Here is a 20,170-nt window from a genome sequence, read left to right on the forward strand (position 1 = left end):
CTTATATAATTGATACATTTTTTGTACAAACTACTTTTTTTATCATATATACTGCTTGTTCTAGCTCTTCATTCGTTACAATAAGTGGTGGTAATAGTCTTATGACATTAGGCCCTGCTTGTAATACGAGAAGCCCCTCCTTTTCTAATTGTTCTATGAAATTCGAAACTTCATGCTTGCATTCGATTCCTATCATAAGTCCCTTACCACGAATGTCTTGAATACATTCGACATATTGCAATTCATCTTGCAATTTCTTTAATACGTTCTCGCCCTTTTCATTTACTTCTTTAAAAAACGATGGTTCCTTAATTAATTGCAATACTTCTTTCGCTGCAGTCATGGCAATATAATTCCCACCGAAAGTTGAGCCGTGTGATCCAGCAGTAAAAGATGTGCCGAGTTCTTTCCGGCCAATCATCGCTCCAACTGGAATGCCATTTCCTAGTGCTTTTGCAACTGTAACGATATCAGGTTGTATTCCCATTTGCTCATATGCAAATAGCGTTCCGGTTCTCCCTATCCCCGTTTGTACTTCGTCTATAATAAAAAGAGCATTGTACTCATTACATAGCTTTTCAATTTCTTTCAAAAAGGATGGATTAGCTAATATTACCCCACCCTCACCTTGAACAACCTCCACCATTATTGCGGCAACTTCTTCAGTCATCACTTCTTTTAATGCTTGTATATCGTTAAAAGGGGTATGTAAAAAAGACGGAAGTAATGGACCAAATCCTTCTTTTACTTTATCTTGACCTGTTGCACTCATCGTTCCAAATGTTCTGCCGTGGAAAGATTGTTGACATGTTACGACGAGAGATTTCCCAGTATGTTTACGGGCTAGCTTTAAAGCTGCTTCATTTGCCTCCGCCCCGCTATTACAAAAAAACACATAATCCAACGCTGTGTCTTCTGTTAATAACGATGCAACCTCTTCTTGTAAGGAGTTCACGAATAAGTTAGATATATGCCATATGTTTCCGAGCTGTATTTCTACTGCCTTTATAACAGTCGGATGACAATGTCCTAAGTTACATACTCCAATACCAGAAGTGAAATCTAAATATTGCTCACCATTTTTATCAATAACTTTCGCCCCATTGCCCTCTACAAACTCAATATTTCTTCTCCCATACGTTTGAAAAAGATGACTCGTCATACGATACTCACGCCTTTCGTTACCGTCGTTCCGATACACTCTCCCGTAACCTCAGTAAAATCTTTTGTACCATTCACAATACTTACCTTTTGCACTCCCATTTTTAATGATGCCAGTGCCGCCTGTACTTTCGGAATCATCCCACCTGTAATAACTCCTTTTTCTATAAAAGTAGCAATTTCAAATTCATCCGTTTTCTTTACTAAATTCCCTTCATGTAATATCCCATCTACATCCGTAATAAAAATGAGTTCTTTTGCGGATAGCGCAGCCGCAATCCCAGCTGCAGCAGTATCCGCATTTATGTTATAAATTTCATTACCATTTACCCCTATTGGAGCAATAACAGGAATATACTCCATATTTATTAGTCCTTTTAATAAGGCTGTTTCTACATACCTTACTTCTCCCACATATCCTATCTCTTCGCAGATAGGTTGAACTTGAAGTAACTTACCGTCACACCCTGAAAGCCCAACTGCAAGTAAATGATGTTTTTGTAAATTCATTACGAGTTTTTTATTCGTACTTCCGCATAGCACCATTTGAACAATATCCATCACTTCTTTTGGCGTTACTCGTAATCCATTTTTCTTTTCTATCTTGATATTAGAGTTTTCTAACTTGGCATCAATTTCCGGGCCACCGCCATGGACAATAATAACCTTATACTTATTTTGCAATTTCTTTATGCACTCAAAAAACACACTATTTAATCGATTCAACATACTACCGCCGCATTTAACTACAATATAATCGCTCATCTTCTCTCCCCTTATGTACGATAACAAGCATTTATTTTCACATAGTCATAACTTAAGTCGCAGCCCCAAGCTGATCCTGTTTCATCTCCTAAATGCAAATACACATCAATTTTTATTTCGTGTTCTTGTAATTTCTTTGTCATTTCCTCTTCAGAAAACATTTGAGGCTCACTATTTTTTAATACGTCGATAGATTGAAGAGTTATATCAATTGTATTTGGGTTAATAGTTACTTCACTCTGCCCAATACTACTAATAATTCGTCCCCAATTTGGATCCTCGCCGTATATTGCTGTTTTTACAAGACTCGAACCGATTATTTGCTTTGCAATCTTCTTTGCCTCTTCATTTGTTTTAGCGCCTTGCACATTTACTTCTATTAACTTCGTAGCCCCTTCACCATCTTGTGCAATTTTTTTTGCTAAATCTTCACATACCTTCTGTAAAGCGAATACGAAAGTTTCCCAGTCTTTATGTTCCATATTCATCGTTTTCGTTTCTGATAATCCACTTGCCATAACGATGACCATATCATTCGTAGAAGTATCTCCATCCACCGTAATTTGATTAAACGTATGATTCGTAACCTGTGATAATGCTATTTGCAATACATCATGCTCTATATTGATATCTGTTGTAATAAAACTAAGCATCGTTGCCATATTCGGATGAATCATCCCTGAACCTTTAGCAACACCAGCAATCGTCACTTCTTTTCCATCAATGATCATCTCATAGCAAGTTTCTTTCGTTATAAGATCCGTCGTTAAAATCGCTTCAGAAAAAGAATGTGCTTCACTTACTTCCTTCGTCAGTACAAGAGATCCAACTCCCTTTCGGATTATATCCATCGGTAAAGGGACACCAATTACACCTGTTGAAGCTATTGCAACATAGTTTTCTTTCACTCCAAAATGTTCCGCCCCTAATGCGCGCATCTCGTATGCATCTTGTAACCCTTTCATTCCAGTACAAGCATTTGCATTTCCGCTATTGACGATAATTGCTTGTAATTTCCCCTCAGCCGCTATACTATCTTTCGTTACTTGCAGCGGGGCTGCTTGTATTTGATTTGTTGTATAGACAGCGGCGCATGATGCTGGCACTTCACAAATAATTGCACCTACATCCTTTTTCTCCTTTTTCAAACCATTTGCAGTACCGATTGCCGAAAAGCCTTTCGGCGTTACAATTGAACCATTTTCTAATTTTGTAATAGACTCTACTTTAATCATCACGTCCTCCTTATGGATAAAGCGGCATATGCTGTAAACCCGTTGTTTCTTCTAGTCCCGCTAATAAATTTGCATTTTGAATCGCTTGCCCAGCCGCGCCTTTCATCATATTATCTATAACAGAAACGACCGTAACTCTTTCTGTTCTTTCATCATAAGCCATCCCAATATCACAATAATTTGAGCCTCTTACTTCTTTCGGACTCGGAAATTCTCCTTGAGAACGAATTCGAACGAAAGCTGAGTTATGATACGTTTCTTCATACAACTTTTGAAGTTGCTCTATTTCCATTTCCATTTCCTTTTTCACTTTTGCATAAAGTGTAATCATAATCCCCCGTGATATCGGTATTAAATGTGTACTAAACGTGATTGGCTTCATTTCACTATTCCACTCTACAAGCATTTGCTCAATCTCAGGAATATGCTGGTGCTGATTTACTTTATAAATGTGAAGATTATCATATAGCTCCGGAAAGTGAGTCATTGTTGTTGGAGTTTTGCCCGCTCCAGATACACCTGATTTTGCATCAATGATAATCGAATCTGCTTCAATCATTCCGCTACGTACTAACGGTGCTATCGCTAATAATGCAGCTGTCGCAAAACATCCAGGGTTTGCAATTAAATTTGCATTTTGAATCTCAGGTCTTTTCCATTCACTTAATCCATATACTGCTTTCCTAAGGATTTCTGCTTCTGCAGCTGGCCGCTTATACCACATTTCATATGACGAAGGATCTATCATACGAAAGTCACCAGATAGGTCAATCACTTTTAAACCTACTTCTAATAATTGTGGCGCTAGCTCTGCCGATACTCCTGCGGGTGTTGCTAAAAACATCACCTCTGCTACCTTCCTTATTTCATCCACATCAATTTCTTGCAACTTATGAACGAGAATATTTCGCAAATGCGGATATGCATTCGCTATACACTCACCAACTTGCGAAAAAGAGTGAAGAGATGCTATTGAGAAGTATGGGTGTTGCTCTAATAACCTAATTAATTCAATACCCCCATATCCAGTTGCTCCAATAATTGCGACTTTCATAAGCTCCTCCTCATATCGATTCTTTAAATTAAGTATGATTATAATATTGTATAATTATAGAGTCAATTAAATATTTATTAATTTTTAAAACTTTAAAAACTTAATTTTACTAGAAAAACAATATAAACAATTGAATTTTTATACAAAGATAGTGTATATTAGTATTTTCATTTCACTTCAAGTACAATAAAACAATACATGTATACATACAGGCGGGGGAAAACATGAATGAAAAATTAATTGAGAAAATGATTACAAAAAGTTTTCGGCAATATCAATGTAATCCTGTTTCAAAAGAGGATCAGGAAATGCTAATTAAACATATTCAAATGTTAATTCATTCAAATATCAAAATTGATTTATACGAGGCAGTTGAGGATGTCGTTTACGATTATGTGACTGGAAAATAAAAAAATAGGAGATTTCCATATGGAAATCTCCTATTTTTTACTTAATGATTTGCCTGCAACACGTTCAAATAAACCCGGGAATAATGCATAGAGCTTTGGTCCCATTCCCATCCACTTCGGCAAGTTTACTTCACGTTTTTTCGTTTGCATCACCTTTACGATTTGTTCTGCTACATATGTTGGTTTTAACATGTAACGTCCCATATTTTTTACATATGTACCTGATTGATCGGCTATTTCAAAAAAGTTCGTATCTATCGGTCCTGGATTAATTGCTGTTACAAAAACATTTGTATTAGATAACTCCATGCGTAAACTATTTGTAAATCCTAATACAGCATGTTTCGTTGCAGCATAAGCACTAGACTTCGGGGTTGCAATTTTTCCAGCTAATGAAGCAATGTTAATAATTTGCCCTTCGTTCTTTTTTACCATATAAGGTAATACCGCTTTCGTACAAGCTACTAATCCAAATACATTTACTTGAAACATATCCTTTACTTCATCCATTGATGCATCTTGAAACGTTTTAAAGATACCAAATCCCGCATTGTTTACCAATATATCAATACGTCCTACTTCTTGTAATACCTTCGAAAAAACAGATTGTACTTTCGTTTCTTCACTTACATCTAATACATAGTAATAGCAAGGCGTATTATAAGTTGCTTTAATTTTTTCTGCTAATGCTTGTAGCTTCTCTTCTGTTCGAGCCATTAATACTGGCGTCGCCCCTTGCTCCGCAACCTGCATTGCAACTTGCTCCCCAATTCCACTAGAAGCACCTGTAATGACGATTACCTTTTCTTGTAAACGTCCAGTCATTGCTGTCACCTACTTTGCATAATAAATCCATTGTTGTGAAGATTCATCAATCATCACTTGTTGATTATATGCTAAAAAGTCTAATTGTCCAACAGTTTCTGAGATAGTAAGTGGCAATTGCTCTTTATATAATACCGGAAATAATTTTACACATACTTCAAATGCTGTCATTGGCTTTTCCTTTAATAGCTCCAGCACTTTAAAAGCACGTGTCTCTTGCTTTTGTAATCTTGTTTCAATAAGTTGTTTCACATTCAGAACATCTTCCCCATGCCCGGATAAAATGCGTGAAATATCCATTTCACTTAAACGTTTTAACGTTTGATTGTACTGCAATAAAGGACGTGCTCTTTCTGTTTGCCCTTCATATGGTGGTTCTAATATTGGATTTGAAGAAATATGACTAATGAGGGCATCCCCACCAATTAATATCCCATCTGATTCTCTATATAACGAAATATGAGTGGAAGCATGACCTGGGGTTTCAATCACTGTAAATCCAGGTAACGAATCTATACGATCTCCCTCTCTCACAGTATGCGTTAACGACCTATTACAAGAATATTTAAGTGTCCTCGTCGTCAATAACGCCTCACCATTCAAAAATGCTGCTGGAACGCCGAACTGCAAAGCCGTCTCTTTAAAAAATTCATGATACCGCTTTAAAAATTCGGCATTCTGCGTGATCCACGGTTCATTCCAAGGATGTCCAATAATCTTTGCTTTTTCAGAAAATGTATTTAAAAGTCCACAATGATCCGCATGGTGATGCGTAATCACTACCGTTTCAATATCTTCTATCTTATACCCTAATGCACCTAATTGACTTTCTAGTGCCTTCTTTGCTTCTTCTGTATTTGTCCCTGTATCAATTAACGTTAATGTTTCTCCCTCAACTAAAAACACGTTCACTGTCTCAACTGCAAATGGAACAGGAATCTCCATTCGATGAATCGCCGTCATGCTTAGCCCCCCTGTCTTTTTCCGGTTCAAAAATGAATACCTCTTCAGTTTACAACTTCCCTATAAATTTGTCATTATTTTCAGATAAAAAGAGGTGTTTTCCATAAAAAAACGAATGTATGTACATTTACAAGCATTTCTAACCAAATTTAAAGGAGGAACATCATGTCTATTCAAAACATTTCCTTTCTCGGTGCAGGCTCTATTGCCGAAGCGATTATTGGTGGTTTATTAAACGCAAATGTTGTTAAAGGGGAACATATTACTGTAAGTAATCGTTCTAACGAGACAAGATTACAGGAGTTACATACAAAATACGGTGTCAAAGGTACACATAATAAAAAGGAATTACTTGCTGATGCAAATATTCTTTTTCTAGCCATGAAGCCAAAAGATGTCGCAGAAGCGATGATTCCTCTTAAAGAATACATACATAATGACTTGCTTATTATTTCGTTATTAGCAGGTGTTTCTACTCATTCAATTAGAAACCTACTTCAAAAAGACGTTCCGATTATCCGTGCGATGCCAAATACATCTGCGGCTATTTTAAAATCCGCTACCGCTATCTCACCTTCAGAGCACACAACGGCAGAACATATTCGCATTGCAACATCGTTATTTGAAACGATTGGTCTCGTCTCTGTTGTAGAAGAAGAAGATATGCATGCTGTCACTGCATTATCCGGGAGTGGACCAGCTTATATTTATTACGTGGTAGAGGCAATGGAAGGGGCAGCAAAAAAAATTGGTTTAAAGGAAGATGTTGCAAAATCACTTATTCTTCAGACGATGATTGGTGCTGCTGAAATGCTAAAAGCAAGCGAAAAACACCCTTCTATTTTGCGAAAAGAAATTACTTCTCCTGGGGGAACAACTGAAGCAGGTATTGAAGTGTTACAGGAGCATAATTTTCAACAAGCATTAATCTCATGTATTACACAAGCAACGAAACGATCACACGATCTCGGAAAAACATTAGAAAAAATAGCAAAAGAAAAATAAAAAACGGAGCTCAACTTTATTTGAGCTCCGTTTTTACTTTAATCATATGATATGCTTTTAGTTATTACTCTTACCAAAAATCTCTTCTTGCAGACGACGACCTGTCGGTGTTGCTGCAAGTCCACCTTCTGCTGTTTCACGAAGTGCTACTGGCATCGTTTGTCCGATTCTAAACATTGCCTCAATTACTTCATCACATGGAATTGTACTCGTTACACCAGCTAATGATAAATCAGCTGAAATCATCGCATTTGCAGCTCCTGCTGCATTACGTTTTACACAAGGTACTTCTACAAGTCCTGCAACAGGATCGCATACTAAACCTAGCATGTTCTTTAATGAAATCGCCATCGCTGTAGCTGCTTGATCTTGTGTTCCACCAGCCAATTCAACTGCAGCCGCAGCCGCCATTCCACTTGCTGAACCAACTTCAGCTTGACATCCTCCCGCTGCACCAGAAATACAAGCGTTATTCGCAACAACCATACCGAAAGCTCCTGCTGTAAATAAGAATTCAATCATTTCTTCACGTGTAGGATGCAATTTTTCTCTTAGTGCAAATAGTACACCCGGCACTGTTCCAGCAGACCCTGCTGTTGGTGTTGCACAAATAATTCCCATCGCTGCGTTTACTTCATTTGTTGCAACAGCTTTACTCACTGCGTCCAAAATCGTATCTCCAGATAAGCCTTTTCCGCTCTCCATATACGCCTGAACTTTTACAGCATCTCCACCAGTTAAACCAGTTGGTGATTTCACACCGCGAATACCACGTTCTACTGCTTGCTCCATCACGACTAAGTTCTTTTCCATACCAGCAATTACTTCTTCACGTGAAATACTTCTAGTTTCCATTTCACATTGAATCATAATTTCTGAGATTTTTACATTTTGTTCTTTAGCTTGCGCCACTAGTTCCGCTGCGTTCCGAAACATGGTGTGTCCCCCCTGCAATTATTCCATAATAGTTACTTGACAAATATTTTGTTGCGCGTTTATTTCTTCAATTACTTCATCTGCTAATAATTCGTCTGTTTCAATGACCATAAGTGCTCTTCTTCCTTTTTCTTTACGAGAAACACTCATTGTACTAATGTTAATCTCATGCTTAGCAAGAATTGAAGCTACCGCTGCAATAGCACCAAAGCGATCGTTATTTACAATAAGTAGTGCTGGACTCGTGCCTGATAATTGAAGATCGAATCCATTTAATTCTACAACTTCAATTTTACCGCCACCAATTGAGCAAGCAACAACTTCAATTTCTTCCTCACCTTTATACAAACGAATTCTCGCTGTATTTGGATGAGGTGCATTTGCATCTTCTTCAATGAATTCCACTTCAATTTTGCGCTCTTTTGCTATGTCTAGCGCCTCTGGAATACGTAAGTCATCTGTTTCAAATCCTAATATCCCACCTATTAGCGCTACATCTGTACCATGCCCACGATACGTCTTTGCAAATGATCCATATAATGAAATGCTTACTCTTTCTGGTTCATGACGAAACAGCTGGCGAGCAACTTGCCCCATTCTTGCTGCGCCTGCTGTATGTGAACTTGATGGACCAATCATAACTGGACCAATAATATCAAATACTGAGCGATACTTCATCATAACTCCCCCTAAACCTCTATGAAAAAAATTTTACTATTCTATTAAGCTACCGAATCGGTTGCCGTTCCATTCGTACCACGAATTTGTTCCGCTGTACGAATGGAATCGTTTTTGCATAACAGTGAAGCAATATATCCTGAAATAATACTAGTTATCATAATAAATAAGAAACTTAGCATTACCTTCATTTAAAAATAATATAAGCTAATCCACAATAAAGTCTGGTAGCAATCCAAAGTTTAACACAGAACCCCTTACAAGGATAGCATAAACAAGTGAAACTCCCATTGCTTTCACACCTTTTGATGCTTTAAAGCTAAAACGTGAAAAAAGACTTAGTACAAATAATAGTAGTATCCTTCCTATTATAATTTCCCTGTTGCTCTCTCACGATTTAGTCAACTTCACTTGTTACGACAAATGGCTAAAACGCATGTAGCCTACAATAAATTATAATCTGCCCTCATTATAGCTTGTTTTTAATAAAACGCTTACTTTTAATGAATTTTAAAAGTTCTGAATAACAATTTGTTTTCGCTATTTGTACCACTCGTATGTCGTCTGACTTATATAACAGTTTTTCTAAATAATCGGTAATATGTATTTTTATCCTATATCTTCACATCATTAAAACTTTCTGTTTCATCCAATATAGACATAAAATGATAACAGTTTTATTTTAATTTTTTTTAGAAATAAAAAAATGGCAACTTTTCGTCACCATTTTTTCACACCATTATTATCTTTCTACTGGAAATAATTTCAAATCCATAGCTATTTCTGTATTTGAAAATAGCTCTCTTGCCTCTTTCAATAATTCCTTATATGTATCCCCTTGATAACGAGAACTAATATGAGTCAATATTAATCGTTTTGCATTTGCCTGAAGTGCAATACTCGCAGCTTGCTTAGATGTGGAATGAAAATAATCATACGCTTGTTGTTCATCTTCTGCCGCAAAAGTTGCTTCATGAACAAGTACGTCAGCGTCTTGTGCCAGCTCTCTACTCGCTTCACAATATCTTGTATCACCTAAAATAGTAATGATTCTTCCCTTTTGAGGCGGACCAATAAAATCTTTTCCATTTAGTATCGTACCATTTTCTAATTCAACTACTTCTCCATCTTTTAAACGTTTAAAGAGTGGACCGGGTTTCACACCCATCTCCAGCAATTTATCGACTAAAAGAGCACCCTGTATATCTTTCTCTACAATACGATACCCAAAACATTCAATACCATGTGACAATCTTTTCGTTTCCACATAAAATTCATTATCTTCAAACACAGTACCTTCTTCTGTTATCTCAACAACTTCAAGTGGGTATTTCACATGTGTCGTACTTACTGATAATGCCACTTCAATAAATTGTTTAATTCCTTTTGGCCCATACACTGTTAAAGGTGTAGTCCCTCCTTGAAACGAACGGCTTCCTAATAAACCAGGCAATCCAAAAATATGATCACCATGTAAATGCGTAATAAATATTTTTTCAATGCGGCGTGGACGTACTGATGTATGTAATATTTGATGTTGCGTCGCCTCGCCACAATCAAATAACCAAGTCTGTCCTCGTTCTTCTAGCAATTGCAGAGCAATCGCTGAAACATTCCTTCCTTTCGAAGGAACACCTGCACCAGTTCCTAAAAATACAAATTCCACTTTCTTTCCTCCAGCTCTTTATATAATCTACCTTTCATCTTACGGAATGTTATTTCAAATGGCAAATTGAATTTACATAACCAATCATCTAGACAACTATATAACACGAACGTTATACTCGAAAAACTTAGCAACCGTTCGTGTTTTATGTTAAAATGATTATACTACATTTTAAGGGAGCGTTTTATTATGAAAGAAGCATTTCGTTTACAAACTGATTTTTCATCTTCATTTGATCGCTGGGTAAGTTCTTTCGTGTCTGATCACCCAGCACAATTAGAATGGACGACTTTGAAAGAATTAATCCATGAATATACAACAACACATACAAATGATTCGTTACCAACATATATTTCTTCAGCTTTAACATATTACGCACAACGCGTTTCAACTACAAACAGTTCAGAGATTGTTATTTTTGAAAACCCTACAATCTCGTAATCTAAAATAAAAAAGCACTGATTACAGTGCTTTTTTATTTATATCCATTAAAGTATTTATTTTCCCACCTTATTCCCCCAAAAAAAACTCCTCTTATTTCTTACTATATAGCCATCATGAATCTATTTAATTTTTCAAAAAAAGATATTGACACTACAAATCTACAGTGCTAATATTCAACTTGTAATTGAATATGGTCTCTGTTAGGTGAGGCTCCTGTATAGAGAAACGCTGCTGCCCAAAAATGTCGAGAGACGCCAATGGGTCAACAGGAAAGGTCGGAATGAAGGCCTTTTTTAACGTAGCTGGTTTCAGTACCTATGCTATACAGTGCTAAAACTCAACGAGGGAGAGGTGCGTATGTTTTGTCATACACAAAAACTGTTTTTATCTATGTTTAATAACAGTCTTTGTTGTTGACTCTTTTTGACTGCGAATTCAGACCTTTACTCGTTTTGAGTAAAGGTCTTTTTTATATCTTTATGCACCTTACTATGAAACAAACATAGCATATTCAGAAACTATTAAATTGTACGGAGGTGAGGAACAGTGGCAAGTGATGATTCGGCCCAGATACCCATATGTTTTACGTTAATATTTCACCATGTAGGTAGGAAAGAAGCTGTTCCTCCCAATTTTAAATAGTCGAGTAACAGATTGTTTCCTCCTTCATGAAAGAGGAGGAACTACCGATGTTAAATTTACAAAGACAAGAAACGAAGCATGCTTACGATCAAGATAGCATGAAAGCAAATAACGAATTATTAGTGGAAGTTGCAACACAGGATGTATACTCTGCGTTAAAACTCTTAGAAACAACACAAGATGGACTCTCTAAACAAGAAGCGTCTCGTAGACTTTCTTTATATGGTCCGAACGAAATCGCTCATAATAAAACATTGCCGTGGTACATTCAATTTCTGCTGGCATTTAAAAATCCATTTATTTTTGTTTTATTAGCTCTTGGAGCACTCTCTTTTTTCACAGATGACATACAAGGAACAATTGTCGTATCTGTAATGGTACTGCTAAGTGCAACGATTCGCTTTCTACAAGAATTCCGCTCTCAGAAAGCGGCAGATAAGTTAAAGGCTATGGTTCGAACAACCGCGAGTGTCTTTAGAATAGATGGATTTATACATGAAACAAAAAACGTAACGAATTTAAATCGAAATTATACAATAGAAATTCCAATTGAAGAACTTGTTCCTGGCGATATTATTTCACTTTCAGCCGGTGACATCGTTCCAGCTGATGTGCGTATTTTATCGGCTAAAGATTTATTTGTTAATCAGTCTTCCTTAACCGGAGAAGCACTTCCTGTAGAAAAATACGAAAACTGCTACCATACGGAAAATAAACATATATTACCGAAAAACATGAAAAAAAATTACAATCCGCTCGATATGGAAAACCTTTGCTTTATGGGTACAAATATTGTTAGCGGTAGCGCAAAAGCTGTTGTTGTTTCAACTAGTACGGATACGTATTTCGGCTCTTTAGCAAATAAGGTTATCGGAAAACGTGCAGAAACAAGCTTTGATAAAGGCGTGAACAAAGTAAGTTGGCTCTTAATCACATTCATGCTTATTATGGCACCCATCGTCCTTCTCATTAATGGATTCACAAAAGGAGATTGGCAAGAAGCTTTCTTCTTTGCTATTGCCGTTGCAGTTGGTCTTACACCTGAAATGTTACCAATGATTGTAACTGCTAATTTGGCTAAGGGTGCCGTGAACATGTCCAAACAAAAAGTAATTGTAAAACAGCTAAACTCAATTCAAAATTTAGGTGCTATGAACATCCTTTGCACGGATAAAACTGGAACTTTAACAGAAGATAAAGTCGTCCTTGTTCGTCATTTAGATCCTAATGGAAATGAATGCAATCGCGTCTTACAATTTGCGTATTTAAATAGCTTCTACCAAACTGGATTGAAAAATCTAATAGATAAAGCTGTCATTGAACATACAGAGGAAAACCATAAGTTTGATCCATCAACTTTTCAAAAGCTAGATGAAATTCCATTCGATTTCGCTCGTCGCCGCATGTCTGTTATCGTGAAAGATATTTCAGGTGAACAGACAATGGTTTGTAAAGGTGCCGTAGAAGAAATTTTATCAATTTGTAATTACACTGAAGTGGATGGGCAAATTGTCCCTCTTACTGAAGAAATGAGAGCAAATGTAAAACATCTTAGCGAAACTTTAAACAGTGAAGGAATGCGTGTCATTGCTGTAGCATACAAGAAAGATAACAAACCTTATCATAAAGCTTATGCAGTACAAGATGAATCCGCTATGATCCTTACTGGATATATCGGCTTTTTAGATCCGCCTAAACCATCTGCTGCTTCTGCAATTCAAGCATTGCATAAACACGGCGTACAAGTGAAAATCTTAACGGGCGATAACGAAATTGTTACAAGAAAGGTTTGTAAAGAAGTGGGATTAAATATAGGTGAGCCTGTCCTCGGTTACGAAATTGATTCTTTACCAGATAAAGCATTAGCGAAACTGGCAGAAGAAACAACAGTGTTCGCAAAACTAAATCCAATGCAAAAGTCCCGCATCATTCGTGTATTGCAAGGTAATGGTCATACTGTAGGTTATATGGGGGATGGTATTAACGATGCCGTTGCACTACGTGATGCTGATGTTGGAATATCTGTTGATACTGCTACTGACATTGCAAAAGAATCTTCCGATATTATTCTACTTGAAAAAAGTTTAACTATATTAGAAGCAGGTATTTTAGAAGGACGCACTACTTTCGGCAATATTTTAAAATATATAAAAATGACAGCTAGCTCTAACTTCGGAAATGTATTTAGTGTATTAGTGGCAAGTGCTTTCATTCCATTCTTACCGATGCTTGCAATTCATCTATTAATTCAAAACTTACTTTATGATATTTCACAGCTTTCAATTCCATGGGATAAAATGGATAAGGAATTTTTAGAGAAGCCTAGAAAATGGGATACTGCAAACTTGCGTAACTTCATTATTTGCATCGGTCCAATTAGCTCTATATTCGATATTATCACATTCGTTGTCATGTGGAATGTATTCGGTGCAAATACACCTGGAGAACAATCACTATTCCAATCTGGTTGGTTTGTCGTTGGGCTACTAACTCAAACATTAATTGTCCATATGATCAGAACACAGAAAATTCCGTTCATTCAAAGTACAGCATCAATACCAGTTCTTTTATTAACCGCTTGTATTATGGCAATCGGAATTTATATTCCATTCTCACCACTTGGTGCAGCAATTGGTTTACAAGCATTACCACTAAGCTACTTCCCTTGGTTAGTAGGAATATTATTAGGTTATGCTTTCTTAACACAATTCCTGAAAAAACTTTATATTAAAAAATTTCATAGCTGGTTGTAAAAATGAGAATGAGTGGGTATTTCTCACTCATTCTTAAAAAACATAACACGTACTTATATGTATGGAGGTGACCATGATGGTATGGTATGACATTGTATTAAGATTATTTATCGCAATTATTGTAGGAGCTTGCATCGGAATGGAAAGACAATGGAGACACCGGATGGCTGGGCTGCGGACAAACGCTCTCGTATCACTTGGTGCCTGTATATTTGTTTTATTATCTGTCATGCTTGATCATGATGCTAGCCCCTCACGTATTGCTGCTCAAGTCGTTAGTGGGATTGGTTTTTTAGGAGGCGGTGTGATTATCCGTGACGGTTTTAGTATTAGAGGTTTAAATACGGCAGCAACTTTATGGTGCGCAGCTGCTGTCGGTACTCTTACAGGCGCTGGTTTTCTCGTTGCAGCTATATTAGGTGCAGCCGGCGTTTTACTAGCAAATATACTACTTCGCCCAATCGCTCTCTTTATGAATAAAAAATCAAAAGAAGAATCACCTGAACAAACAAACTACTTCCTTTCTCTTACTTGTTCAGAAGAAAATGAAGCACATATTCGTTTTTTACTTATGCATATGGTAAGTACAGAAGGTCTCGGTTTAAAAGAGTTATATAGTGAAGATGTAGATTCTAATCAAAAAGTCTGTATACAGGCTACATTACATTGCAAGACAAATGCGGCTATCTTAATTGAAAAAATAGTAAGTAGAATGTTATTAGAATCTGGCGTTACTGCTGCTGGGTGGAAGACCTCTTTAGATTTAGAAGCGAGTTAAATATGAAAGGTGCCATGATATTTACTGCTTCATGACACCTTCTACATAAACTTATTTTCTAACTTTTGTTGAAACGACTTCTCTTGCTTACGCAATAGTTGACTACCTCTCTGTAAAAGCGGTGTTCCATACTTATCATTAATTTGATCAATGACAGCAAGTAACGGTTCTTTTTTCGCATCCTCTTCAAATGAAAACAAATCTAATTGTTTCACCGATTCTGTCTTCCACTCTATTTCAGTAGCTGTAACACCTAGTAAACGAACGGAATCACCGTCCCAATGTTGCTTCCACAAACGGGATGCAGCTTGAAAAATATCGCATTCTTCCCAAATCGCATTTTTCAATTGCTTACTCCGTGTTACTGTTCGCCTATCATGGTATTTAATCATAATTTGTATATTATAGCTGACAAGGGTTCGCTTTTGTAACCTTTTACTCACTGACTTTGATAAACGTTCTAACATATCAAGTAATTCTTTCTCTTCATCCATATCCTTTGAAAAGGTCATCGAATTACCGACACTTTTATGCTGTCCCATTTGACTCGGATCAACTTCCCTATCATCCATACCTTTTGCACGTCTTTGTAAGTCAACACCGTGCTTTCCAATTTTAGCGCGAATGATATGCTCGTCTCCTCTTGCCAACTGTTCGATTGTCTGTATATGAATATCATTTAATTTTTCAGCTGTTTTCTCACCAATTCCATGCATGGCTCCAACTGGAAGTGGCCAAATTAATTCTGGAATGTCACGTTTTCGAAGCACAGTAATACCAAGTGGTTTTTTCATATCTGAAGCGGTCTTTGCTAGAAAAAGATTTGGAGCAATTCCAATACTACACGGAAGCTGTAACTCTGTTAATAACGCTTGTTGAATCATCTTTGCTATTTCAAGAGGCGAACCTAGTGCATAGCAATCTGTAATATCTAAATACCCTTCATCTATAGAAACTGGTTGTATCTTTTCTGTAAAACGTGAAAGAATTTGAAACATTTGAAATGAGGCTTCGCGATATAATGTAAAATTAGGACGCCTCACAACTAATTGCGGGCATAATCGCTTTGCTTCCCAAAGGGGCATCGTCGTACGTATTCCATATGCTCTCGCTTCATAACTACATGTTATGATAATCCCTTTTCTCTCTTTTTCATTCCCGGCAATCGCTAATGGCTTTCCTTGTAATGATGGGTCATGAGCAATTTCAACAGATGCGAAAAAACAATTCATATCTACATGTAAAATAACACGACCATTTTTCGGATACATTTCTCGCATAATACTCATCTCCTCCAAAGAACATCCGTTCCTTTATTATATCAAATTCATGTACAATATAATAATTACTTATTCTTTTTATCCTTATTTTTGCTATACTTAATACGAATGATGGATATTATTGTAAAAGGAGTGACTTATTATGAAACCAAATAGTAAGCTCAACTATACATTCGTTATTATTATTTTAATTATCTTAATCAATTATTTGCTACTTCCGATGTTCAATATTAATGTGGCTGGACTCCTTCCTCGTTTACTTAGCATCGCAACAACTTATGTACTCCCATGGATTTTCTTATACTGGCTTATCCGTCTTGTGAAAGCAATTGAATCAAAATAAAAAAGCGTGTAAATCACAATTGATTTACACGCTTTTTCTAGTTAATTACTTCGCTACTTCTTCAATAATAGCTACGACTAATTCTGCTGTTTTCGCTAATTCTTCAACAGGAATTTTTTCATTTGTTGTATGAATTTCTTCATAACCAACTGCTAAGTTAACTGTTGGAATACCGTGTCCTGCGATTACGTTCGCATCACTTCCGCCACCACTTTGGTGAAGAGAAGGTGTACGGCCAATGTTTTCAGCAGCGCGTTTCGCAACTTCTACAACGTGATCTCCATCAGCAAACTTAAAACCTGGGTACATAACATTTACTTCAACGTCTGCATGACCACCCATTTCTTTTGCAGTTGTTTCAAATGCTTCTTTCATTTTTGCAACTTGTGCTTCCATTTTCTCATTGATTAAAGAACGAGCTTCTGCAAAAATTTGAACATGATCGCAAACGATATTTGTTTGTGTGCCACCTTCAAAACGCCCAATATTTGCAGTTGTTTCAGAATCGATACGACCAAGTGGCATCTTTGCAATTGCTTTTGCTGCGATAGTAATTGCAGATACACCTTTTTCCGGTGCTACGCCAGCGTGCGCTGTTTTCCCACGAATAATCGCATTCACTTTCGCTTGTGTTGGAGCTGCAACAACGATTTCACCAACTTTTCCATCGCTATCTAATGCGTAACCATACTTCGCTGTAATACGCTCACGGTCTAACGCTTTTGCACCAATAAGACCAGATTCTTCTCCAACTGTAATAATAAATTCAATTTTACCATGAGGGATGTTTTTCTCTTTTAAAACACGAATTGCTTCAAACATTGATGCTAATCCCGCTTTATCATCCGCTCCTAAAATTGTAGTACCATCTGATACGATATATCCATCTTTAATAGAAGGCTTAATTCCATTACCAGGAACTACTGTATCCATATGAGAAGTGAAATAAATTGTATCAACACCGTCTTTTGTTGCTGGTAAAGTACAAATTAAGTTACCTGCACCATGACCAGTCACGCCCATCGTGTCATCCTCAAATACTTCTACACCTAAAGCAGTAAATTTCTCTGTTAACACTTTGCAAATTTCTGCTTCAAATTTTGTTTCAGAATCTACTTGTACTAACTCCATGAATTCATTTACTAAACGTTCTTGATTAATCATAAGACTGCGCCTCCTGCACTACCATTATGTATGTAACAATATTAATTATAACAGAATTTCGCAAAAGTTTCGAAATACAAGACAAAAAACAGATGGTTCATACATCTAGATACCCATCTGCTTTCTATTACTCGTTTAACAACACCCAGCGCATATGATCTTCCCAAACACCATTAACCATTAGCATTTTTCGAGATACACCTTCATATTGAAATCCTATTTTCGTCACTACTTGTATAGATGCTAAATTTCGTGGCATAATCGGCGCTTCTATACGATGTAAATGAAATTCTTTAAAGGTAACTTGAATTGCTTTTCTAAGCGCTTCTGTTGTGTAACCTTTATTCAATTCTTCCCTATCTAATTTATAACCAAGTACACAAGATTGATAAATTCCGCGAACAATTAGATTAAATGAAATACATCCAATAATTTTTGTATCATCACCCTTCTTAAAAATCCACAGCCTGATGATCTTACCTTCCGCGAACTCTTTTCTATCCTTTTGTAACTTTTTCTTTTGATAATCTAGCGTGAAAAAATCCTCCGGTCTATACTCTTCCCACGCTTTTAAAAACTCACGATTTTTGTCGTAATATTGAAGAACTTTTTCCGCATACGACTCATCAATTTCTCTTAAATGTAAACGCTCTGTTTCGTATATTTTCATCATCGTATCTCCATTCTTCATACTTGCATAACAAAAACTAATAATCTACCTTTTAACATATTCTCTACGTATGCTCAAATTTCCTGTTATATTTTGCAACCCCTTCCCGAATTTTGTCCTTTCTCTCCCCTTGTCCACAATTTCATTTCTCGTTACAATGAAATTGTACTGATTTGCAAGGAGGTTTAACGATGCATAAAAAAGCTCAAAAAATTATGGTTTATATAATGCTAATTTCTATGCTTGTAACAACACTACTTACTGGCGCAAGTATGTTTTGGTAAAAAGGACGATTCACTCGTCCTTTTTTTACTGTTTACACATACAAAATAGACCATCTCGAAGTCGAGATAGTCTACCTTCTAATGAATATTTTATTTTATATATAGTACAACTGCTACAATACTAAAGGAAAAAGCCATTACAAGCGCTATTACAAAGCTTGTATATTGTTTCTGCTGAAATGCCCCAATAACAAAAGTAAGATTGAGTAATGCCATAAATACAATCGCTACAACGTAAGAACATATATTAAAAGTTGCCAATATGAATGTAATAACAAATAGAAAACCCACAAAAAACTGCATATAAGAAATTTTCGGATTCAAGTACATATGAGCAACCCCTTTACCTATTTTTATCCCGCTATTCGCGGGCAGTAAGACTCCCACCTCAAAATTTGGCTAGGGCAAAGCAGTTAGGCGAGAGGTCAACTGCCCGTAAATGCCCGATTGGTGTGGGCTAATAATCAGTGGGTAATAACCTCCCACTGATTAAAGTTTCACTTTATCTTTCTATATTTTCATTAACGCATGGTTATGTACACATGTCAAGACAACTTATAATAAAAGAAAAAGCCAACTTTTGTGTCGGCTTTTTCATATGCAATGGCACCTTTTTCTTTTGCTAATTGCTGAAATGATTTTTTAGATTTCACAATCCATACTTTCGTTCCAATTGGAATACGATCAAATAAATATTCCACATCGTTTTTCTTCATTCTTATACATCCTTGTGAAATATACTTTCCAATTGAACTAGGTTGGTTTGTTCCATGTATTCCATATTTACTCCCATCAGTTCCTCTTGCATTAAATCCCATCCACCTTGATCCAAGTGGATTTTTTGGTGACCCACCTGGAATATCCTTTGCAATATAGTACGGATCCTTCGCCTTCATTACAATATCAAAAGTTCCTTCTGGGGTTAATTCATTCGTTTTGCCTGTCGCTACTGGAAAAACCTTTTGGATTTTCCCATCGTCAATATAAGCTAATTTATTCGTCGCTTTATTTACAATAATAAAAGGATCTCCGGTACGCGGATTATCACCAAGAGGCCAGATCGGTGATAAAGAAAGACATAATATGAAAGAGAGAAGATACGGCATATGTAATT

21 protein-coding genes and 1 riboswitch are annotated in these 20,170 nt (G+C 36.5%); of the genes, 7 read left to right on the forward strand and 14 right to left on the reverse strand.

Going from position 1 to position 20,170, the window contains the following annotated elements; translation table 11 throughout:
• Window position 1 precedes the first annotated feature (1 nt).
• The 4 genes from LUS72_RS20475 to argC are packed head-to-tail and all read right to left on the reverse strand — an operon-like array spanning window position 2 to window position 4,215.
• Window positions 2–1,162 (reverse strand): acetylornithine transaminase, encoded by a 1,161-nt coding sequence (locus tag LUS72_RS20475; RefSeq protein WP_264448225.1) that lies wholly within the window; start codon window positions 1,160–1,162, stop codon window positions 2–4.
• Window positions 1,159–1,926: an acetylglutamate kinase gene (argB, locus tag LUS72_RS20480; RefSeq protein WP_097830766.1), complete on the reverse strand. Its 768-nt coding sequence runs from the start codon at window positions 1,924–1,926 to the stop codon at window positions 1,159–1,161. The genes LUS72_RS20475 and argB overlap by 4 nt, the downstream gene beginning before the upstream one ends.
• A gap of 11 nt (window positions 1,927–1,937) precedes the next feature.
• On the reverse strand, window positions 1,938–3,161 hold the full coding sequence (gene argJ / locus LUS72_RS20485) for a bifunctional glutamate N-acetyltransferase/amino-acid acetyltransferase ArgJ (protein WP_141533240.1): 1,224 nt from the start codon (window positions 3,159–3,161) through the stop codon (window positions 1,938–1,940).
• A gap of 10 nt (window positions 3,162–3,171) precedes the next feature.
• Window positions 3,172–4,215, reverse strand: coding sequence for an N-acetyl-gamma-glutamyl-phosphate reductase (gene argC, locus LUS72_RS20490; RefSeq protein WP_097830764.1), 1,044 nt, complete (start codon window positions 4,213–4,215; stop codon window positions 3,172–3,174).
• Window positions 4,216–4,439: 224 nt separating this feature from the next.
• Here argC and LUS72_RS20495 point away from each other — a divergent pair, with 224 nt between their 5' ends.
• Window positions 4,440–4,625, forward strand: coding sequence for a YqzH family protein (locus tag LUS72_RS20495; protein WP_097830763.1), 186 nt, complete (start codon window positions 4,440–4,442; stop codon window positions 4,623–4,625).
• Between the two features lie 30 nt (window positions 4,626–4,655).
• On the opposite strand, the gene LUS72_RS20500 is transcribed toward LUS72_RS20495, so the two are convergent.
• Both LUS72_RS20500 and LUS72_RS20505 read right to left on the reverse strand, forming a co-directional pair.
• Window positions 4,656–5,450 (reverse strand): SDR family oxidoreductase, encoded by a 795-nt coding sequence (locus LUS72_RS20500; RefSeq protein ID WP_097830762.1) that lies wholly within the window; start codon window positions 5,448–5,450, stop codon window positions 4,656–4,658.
• 9 nt (window positions 5,451–5,459) lie between these two features.
• The gene (locus LUS72_RS20505) at window positions 5,460–6,413 is read right to left on the reverse strand and encodes an MBL fold metallo-hydrolase (RefSeq protein WP_097830761.1); all 954 of its coding nucleotides are present in this window, start codon (window positions 6,411–6,413) and stop codon (window positions 5,460–5,462) included.
• A 165-nt stretch (window positions 6,414–6,578) separates the two neighbouring features.
• Between LUS72_RS20505 and proI the strand changes: the two genes are divergently transcribed.
• Entirely contained in the window at window positions 6,579–7,418 is an 840-nt protein-coding gene (proI, locus tag LUS72_RS20510; protein ID WP_097830760.1) for a pyrroline-5-carboxylate reductase ProI, read from the forward strand.
• A gap of 57 nt (window positions 7,419–7,475) precedes the next feature.
• Here proI and sdaAA read toward each other — a convergent pair whose 3' ends face one another.
• From sdaAA to rnz, 3 genes are all read right to left on the reverse strand, one after another.
• Window positions 7,476–8,354, reverse strand: coding sequence for an L-serine ammonia-lyase, iron-sulfur-dependent, subunit alpha (gene sdaAA / locus LUS72_RS20515; protein WP_097830759.1), 879 nt, complete (start codon window positions 8,352–8,354; stop codon window positions 7,476–7,478).
• Window positions 8,355–8,372: 18 nt separating this feature from the next.
• Window positions 8,373–9,032: an L-serine ammonia-lyase, iron-sulfur-dependent subunit beta gene (gene sdaAB, locus LUS72_RS20520; protein WP_087966079.1), complete on the reverse strand. Its 660-nt coding sequence runs from the start codon at window positions 9,030–9,032 to the stop codon at window positions 8,373–8,375.
• A gap of 742 nt (window positions 9,033–9,774) precedes the next feature.
• Entirely contained in the window at window positions 9,775–10,698 is a 924-nt protein-coding gene (gene rnz, locus LUS72_RS20525; protein WP_097830758.1) for a ribonuclease Z, read from the reverse strand.
• Between the two features lie 189 nt (window positions 10,699–10,887).
• On the opposite strand from rnz, the gene LUS72_RS20530 reads away from it, so the two are divergent.
• From LUS72_RS20530 to LUS72_RS20540, 3 genes are all read left to right on the forward strand, one after another.
• A complete protein-coding gene (locus LUS72_RS20530; RefSeq protein WP_044442673.1) occupies window positions 10,888–11,139 on the forward strand; it encodes a DUF3932 family protein in 252 nt (83 codons plus the stop codon).
• Window positions 11,140–11,331: 192 nt separating this feature from the next.
• Window positions 11,332–11,497, forward strand: a riboswitch (M-box (ykoK) riboswitch).
• A 334-nt stretch (window positions 11,498–11,831) separates the two neighbouring features.
• Window positions 11,832–14,537 carry a magnesium-translocating P-type ATPase gene (gene mgtA, locus LUS72_RS20535; RefSeq protein ID WP_141533239.1) on the forward strand — a complete coding sequence of 902 codons (2,706 nt, stop codon included), beginning with the start codon at window positions 11,832–11,834 and terminating at the stop codon, window positions 14,535–14,537.
• Window positions 14,538–14,613: 76 nt separating this feature from the next.
• Window positions 14,614–15,315 carry an MgtC/SapB family protein gene (locus LUS72_RS20540; RefSeq protein WP_071747052.1) on the forward strand — a complete coding sequence of 234 codons (702 nt, stop codon included), beginning with the start codon at window positions 14,614–14,616 and terminating at the stop codon, window positions 15,313–15,315.
• A 41-nt stretch (window positions 15,316–15,356) separates the two neighbouring features.
• On the opposite strand, the gene LUS72_RS20545 is transcribed toward LUS72_RS20540, so the two are convergent.
• The gene (locus LUS72_RS20545; protein WP_097830756.1) at window positions 15,357–16,595 is read right to left on the reverse strand and encodes a DNA polymerase IV; all 1,239 of its coding nucleotides are present in this window, start codon (window positions 16,593–16,595) and stop codon (window positions 15,357–15,359) included.
• Window positions 16,596–16,737: 142 nt separating this feature from the next.
• Here LUS72_RS20545 and LUS72_RS20550 point away from each other — a divergent pair, with 142 nt between their 5' ends.
• Window positions 16,738–16,938 (forward strand): hypothetical protein, encoded by a 201-nt coding sequence (locus LUS72_RS20550; RefSeq protein WP_097830755.1) that lies wholly within the window; start codon window positions 16,738–16,740, stop codon window positions 16,936–16,938.
• A gap of 45 nt (window positions 16,939–16,983) precedes the next feature.
• On the opposite strand, the gene LUS72_RS20555 is transcribed toward LUS72_RS20550, so the two are convergent.
• A complete protein-coding gene (locus LUS72_RS20555) occupies window positions 16,984–18,102 on the reverse strand; it encodes a tripeptidase T (protein WP_097830754.1) in 1,119 nt (372 codons plus the stop codon).
• A 127-nt stretch (window positions 18,103–18,229) separates the two neighbouring features.
• Window positions 18,230–18,775, reverse strand: coding sequence for a GNAT family N-acetyltransferase (locus LUS72_RS20560; RefSeq protein WP_128853575.1), 546 nt, complete (start codon window positions 18,773–18,775; stop codon window positions 18,230–18,232).
• A 188-nt stretch (window positions 18,776–18,963) separates the two neighbouring features.
• On the opposite strand from LUS72_RS20560, the gene prli42 reads away from it, so the two are divergent.
• A complete protein-coding gene (prli42, locus tag LUS72_RS20565) occupies window positions 18,964–19,056 on the forward strand; it encodes a stressosome-associated protein Prli42 (protein ID WP_000549036.1) in 93 nt (30 codons plus the stop codon).
• 90 nt (window positions 19,057–19,146) lie between these two features.
• Here the strand turns inward: prli42 and LUS72_RS20570 are convergent, their stop codons facing one another.
• Both LUS72_RS20570 and LUS72_RS20575 read right to left on the reverse strand, forming a co-directional pair.
• Entirely contained in the window at window positions 19,147–19,386 is a 240-nt protein-coding gene (locus tag LUS72_RS20570) for a DUF3894 domain-containing protein (protein ID WP_071747057.1), read from the reverse strand.
• A 215-nt stretch (window positions 19,387–19,601) separates the two neighbouring features.
• Window positions 19,602–20,162, reverse strand: a complete 561-nt coding sequence (locus tag LUS72_RS20575) for a L,D-transpeptidase (RefSeq protein ID WP_097830751.1) — start codon at window positions 20,160–20,162, stop codon at window positions 19,602–19,604.
• Between the last annotated feature and the right edge of the window lie 8 nt (window positions 20,163–20,170).

Origin of the sequence: Bacillus cereus (assembly GCF_025917685.1) — a bacterium.
In the GTDB taxonomy this organism is placed as follows: domain Bacteria; phylum Bacillota; class Bacilli; order Bacillales; family Bacillaceae_G; genus Bacillus_A; species Bacillus_A cereus_AT.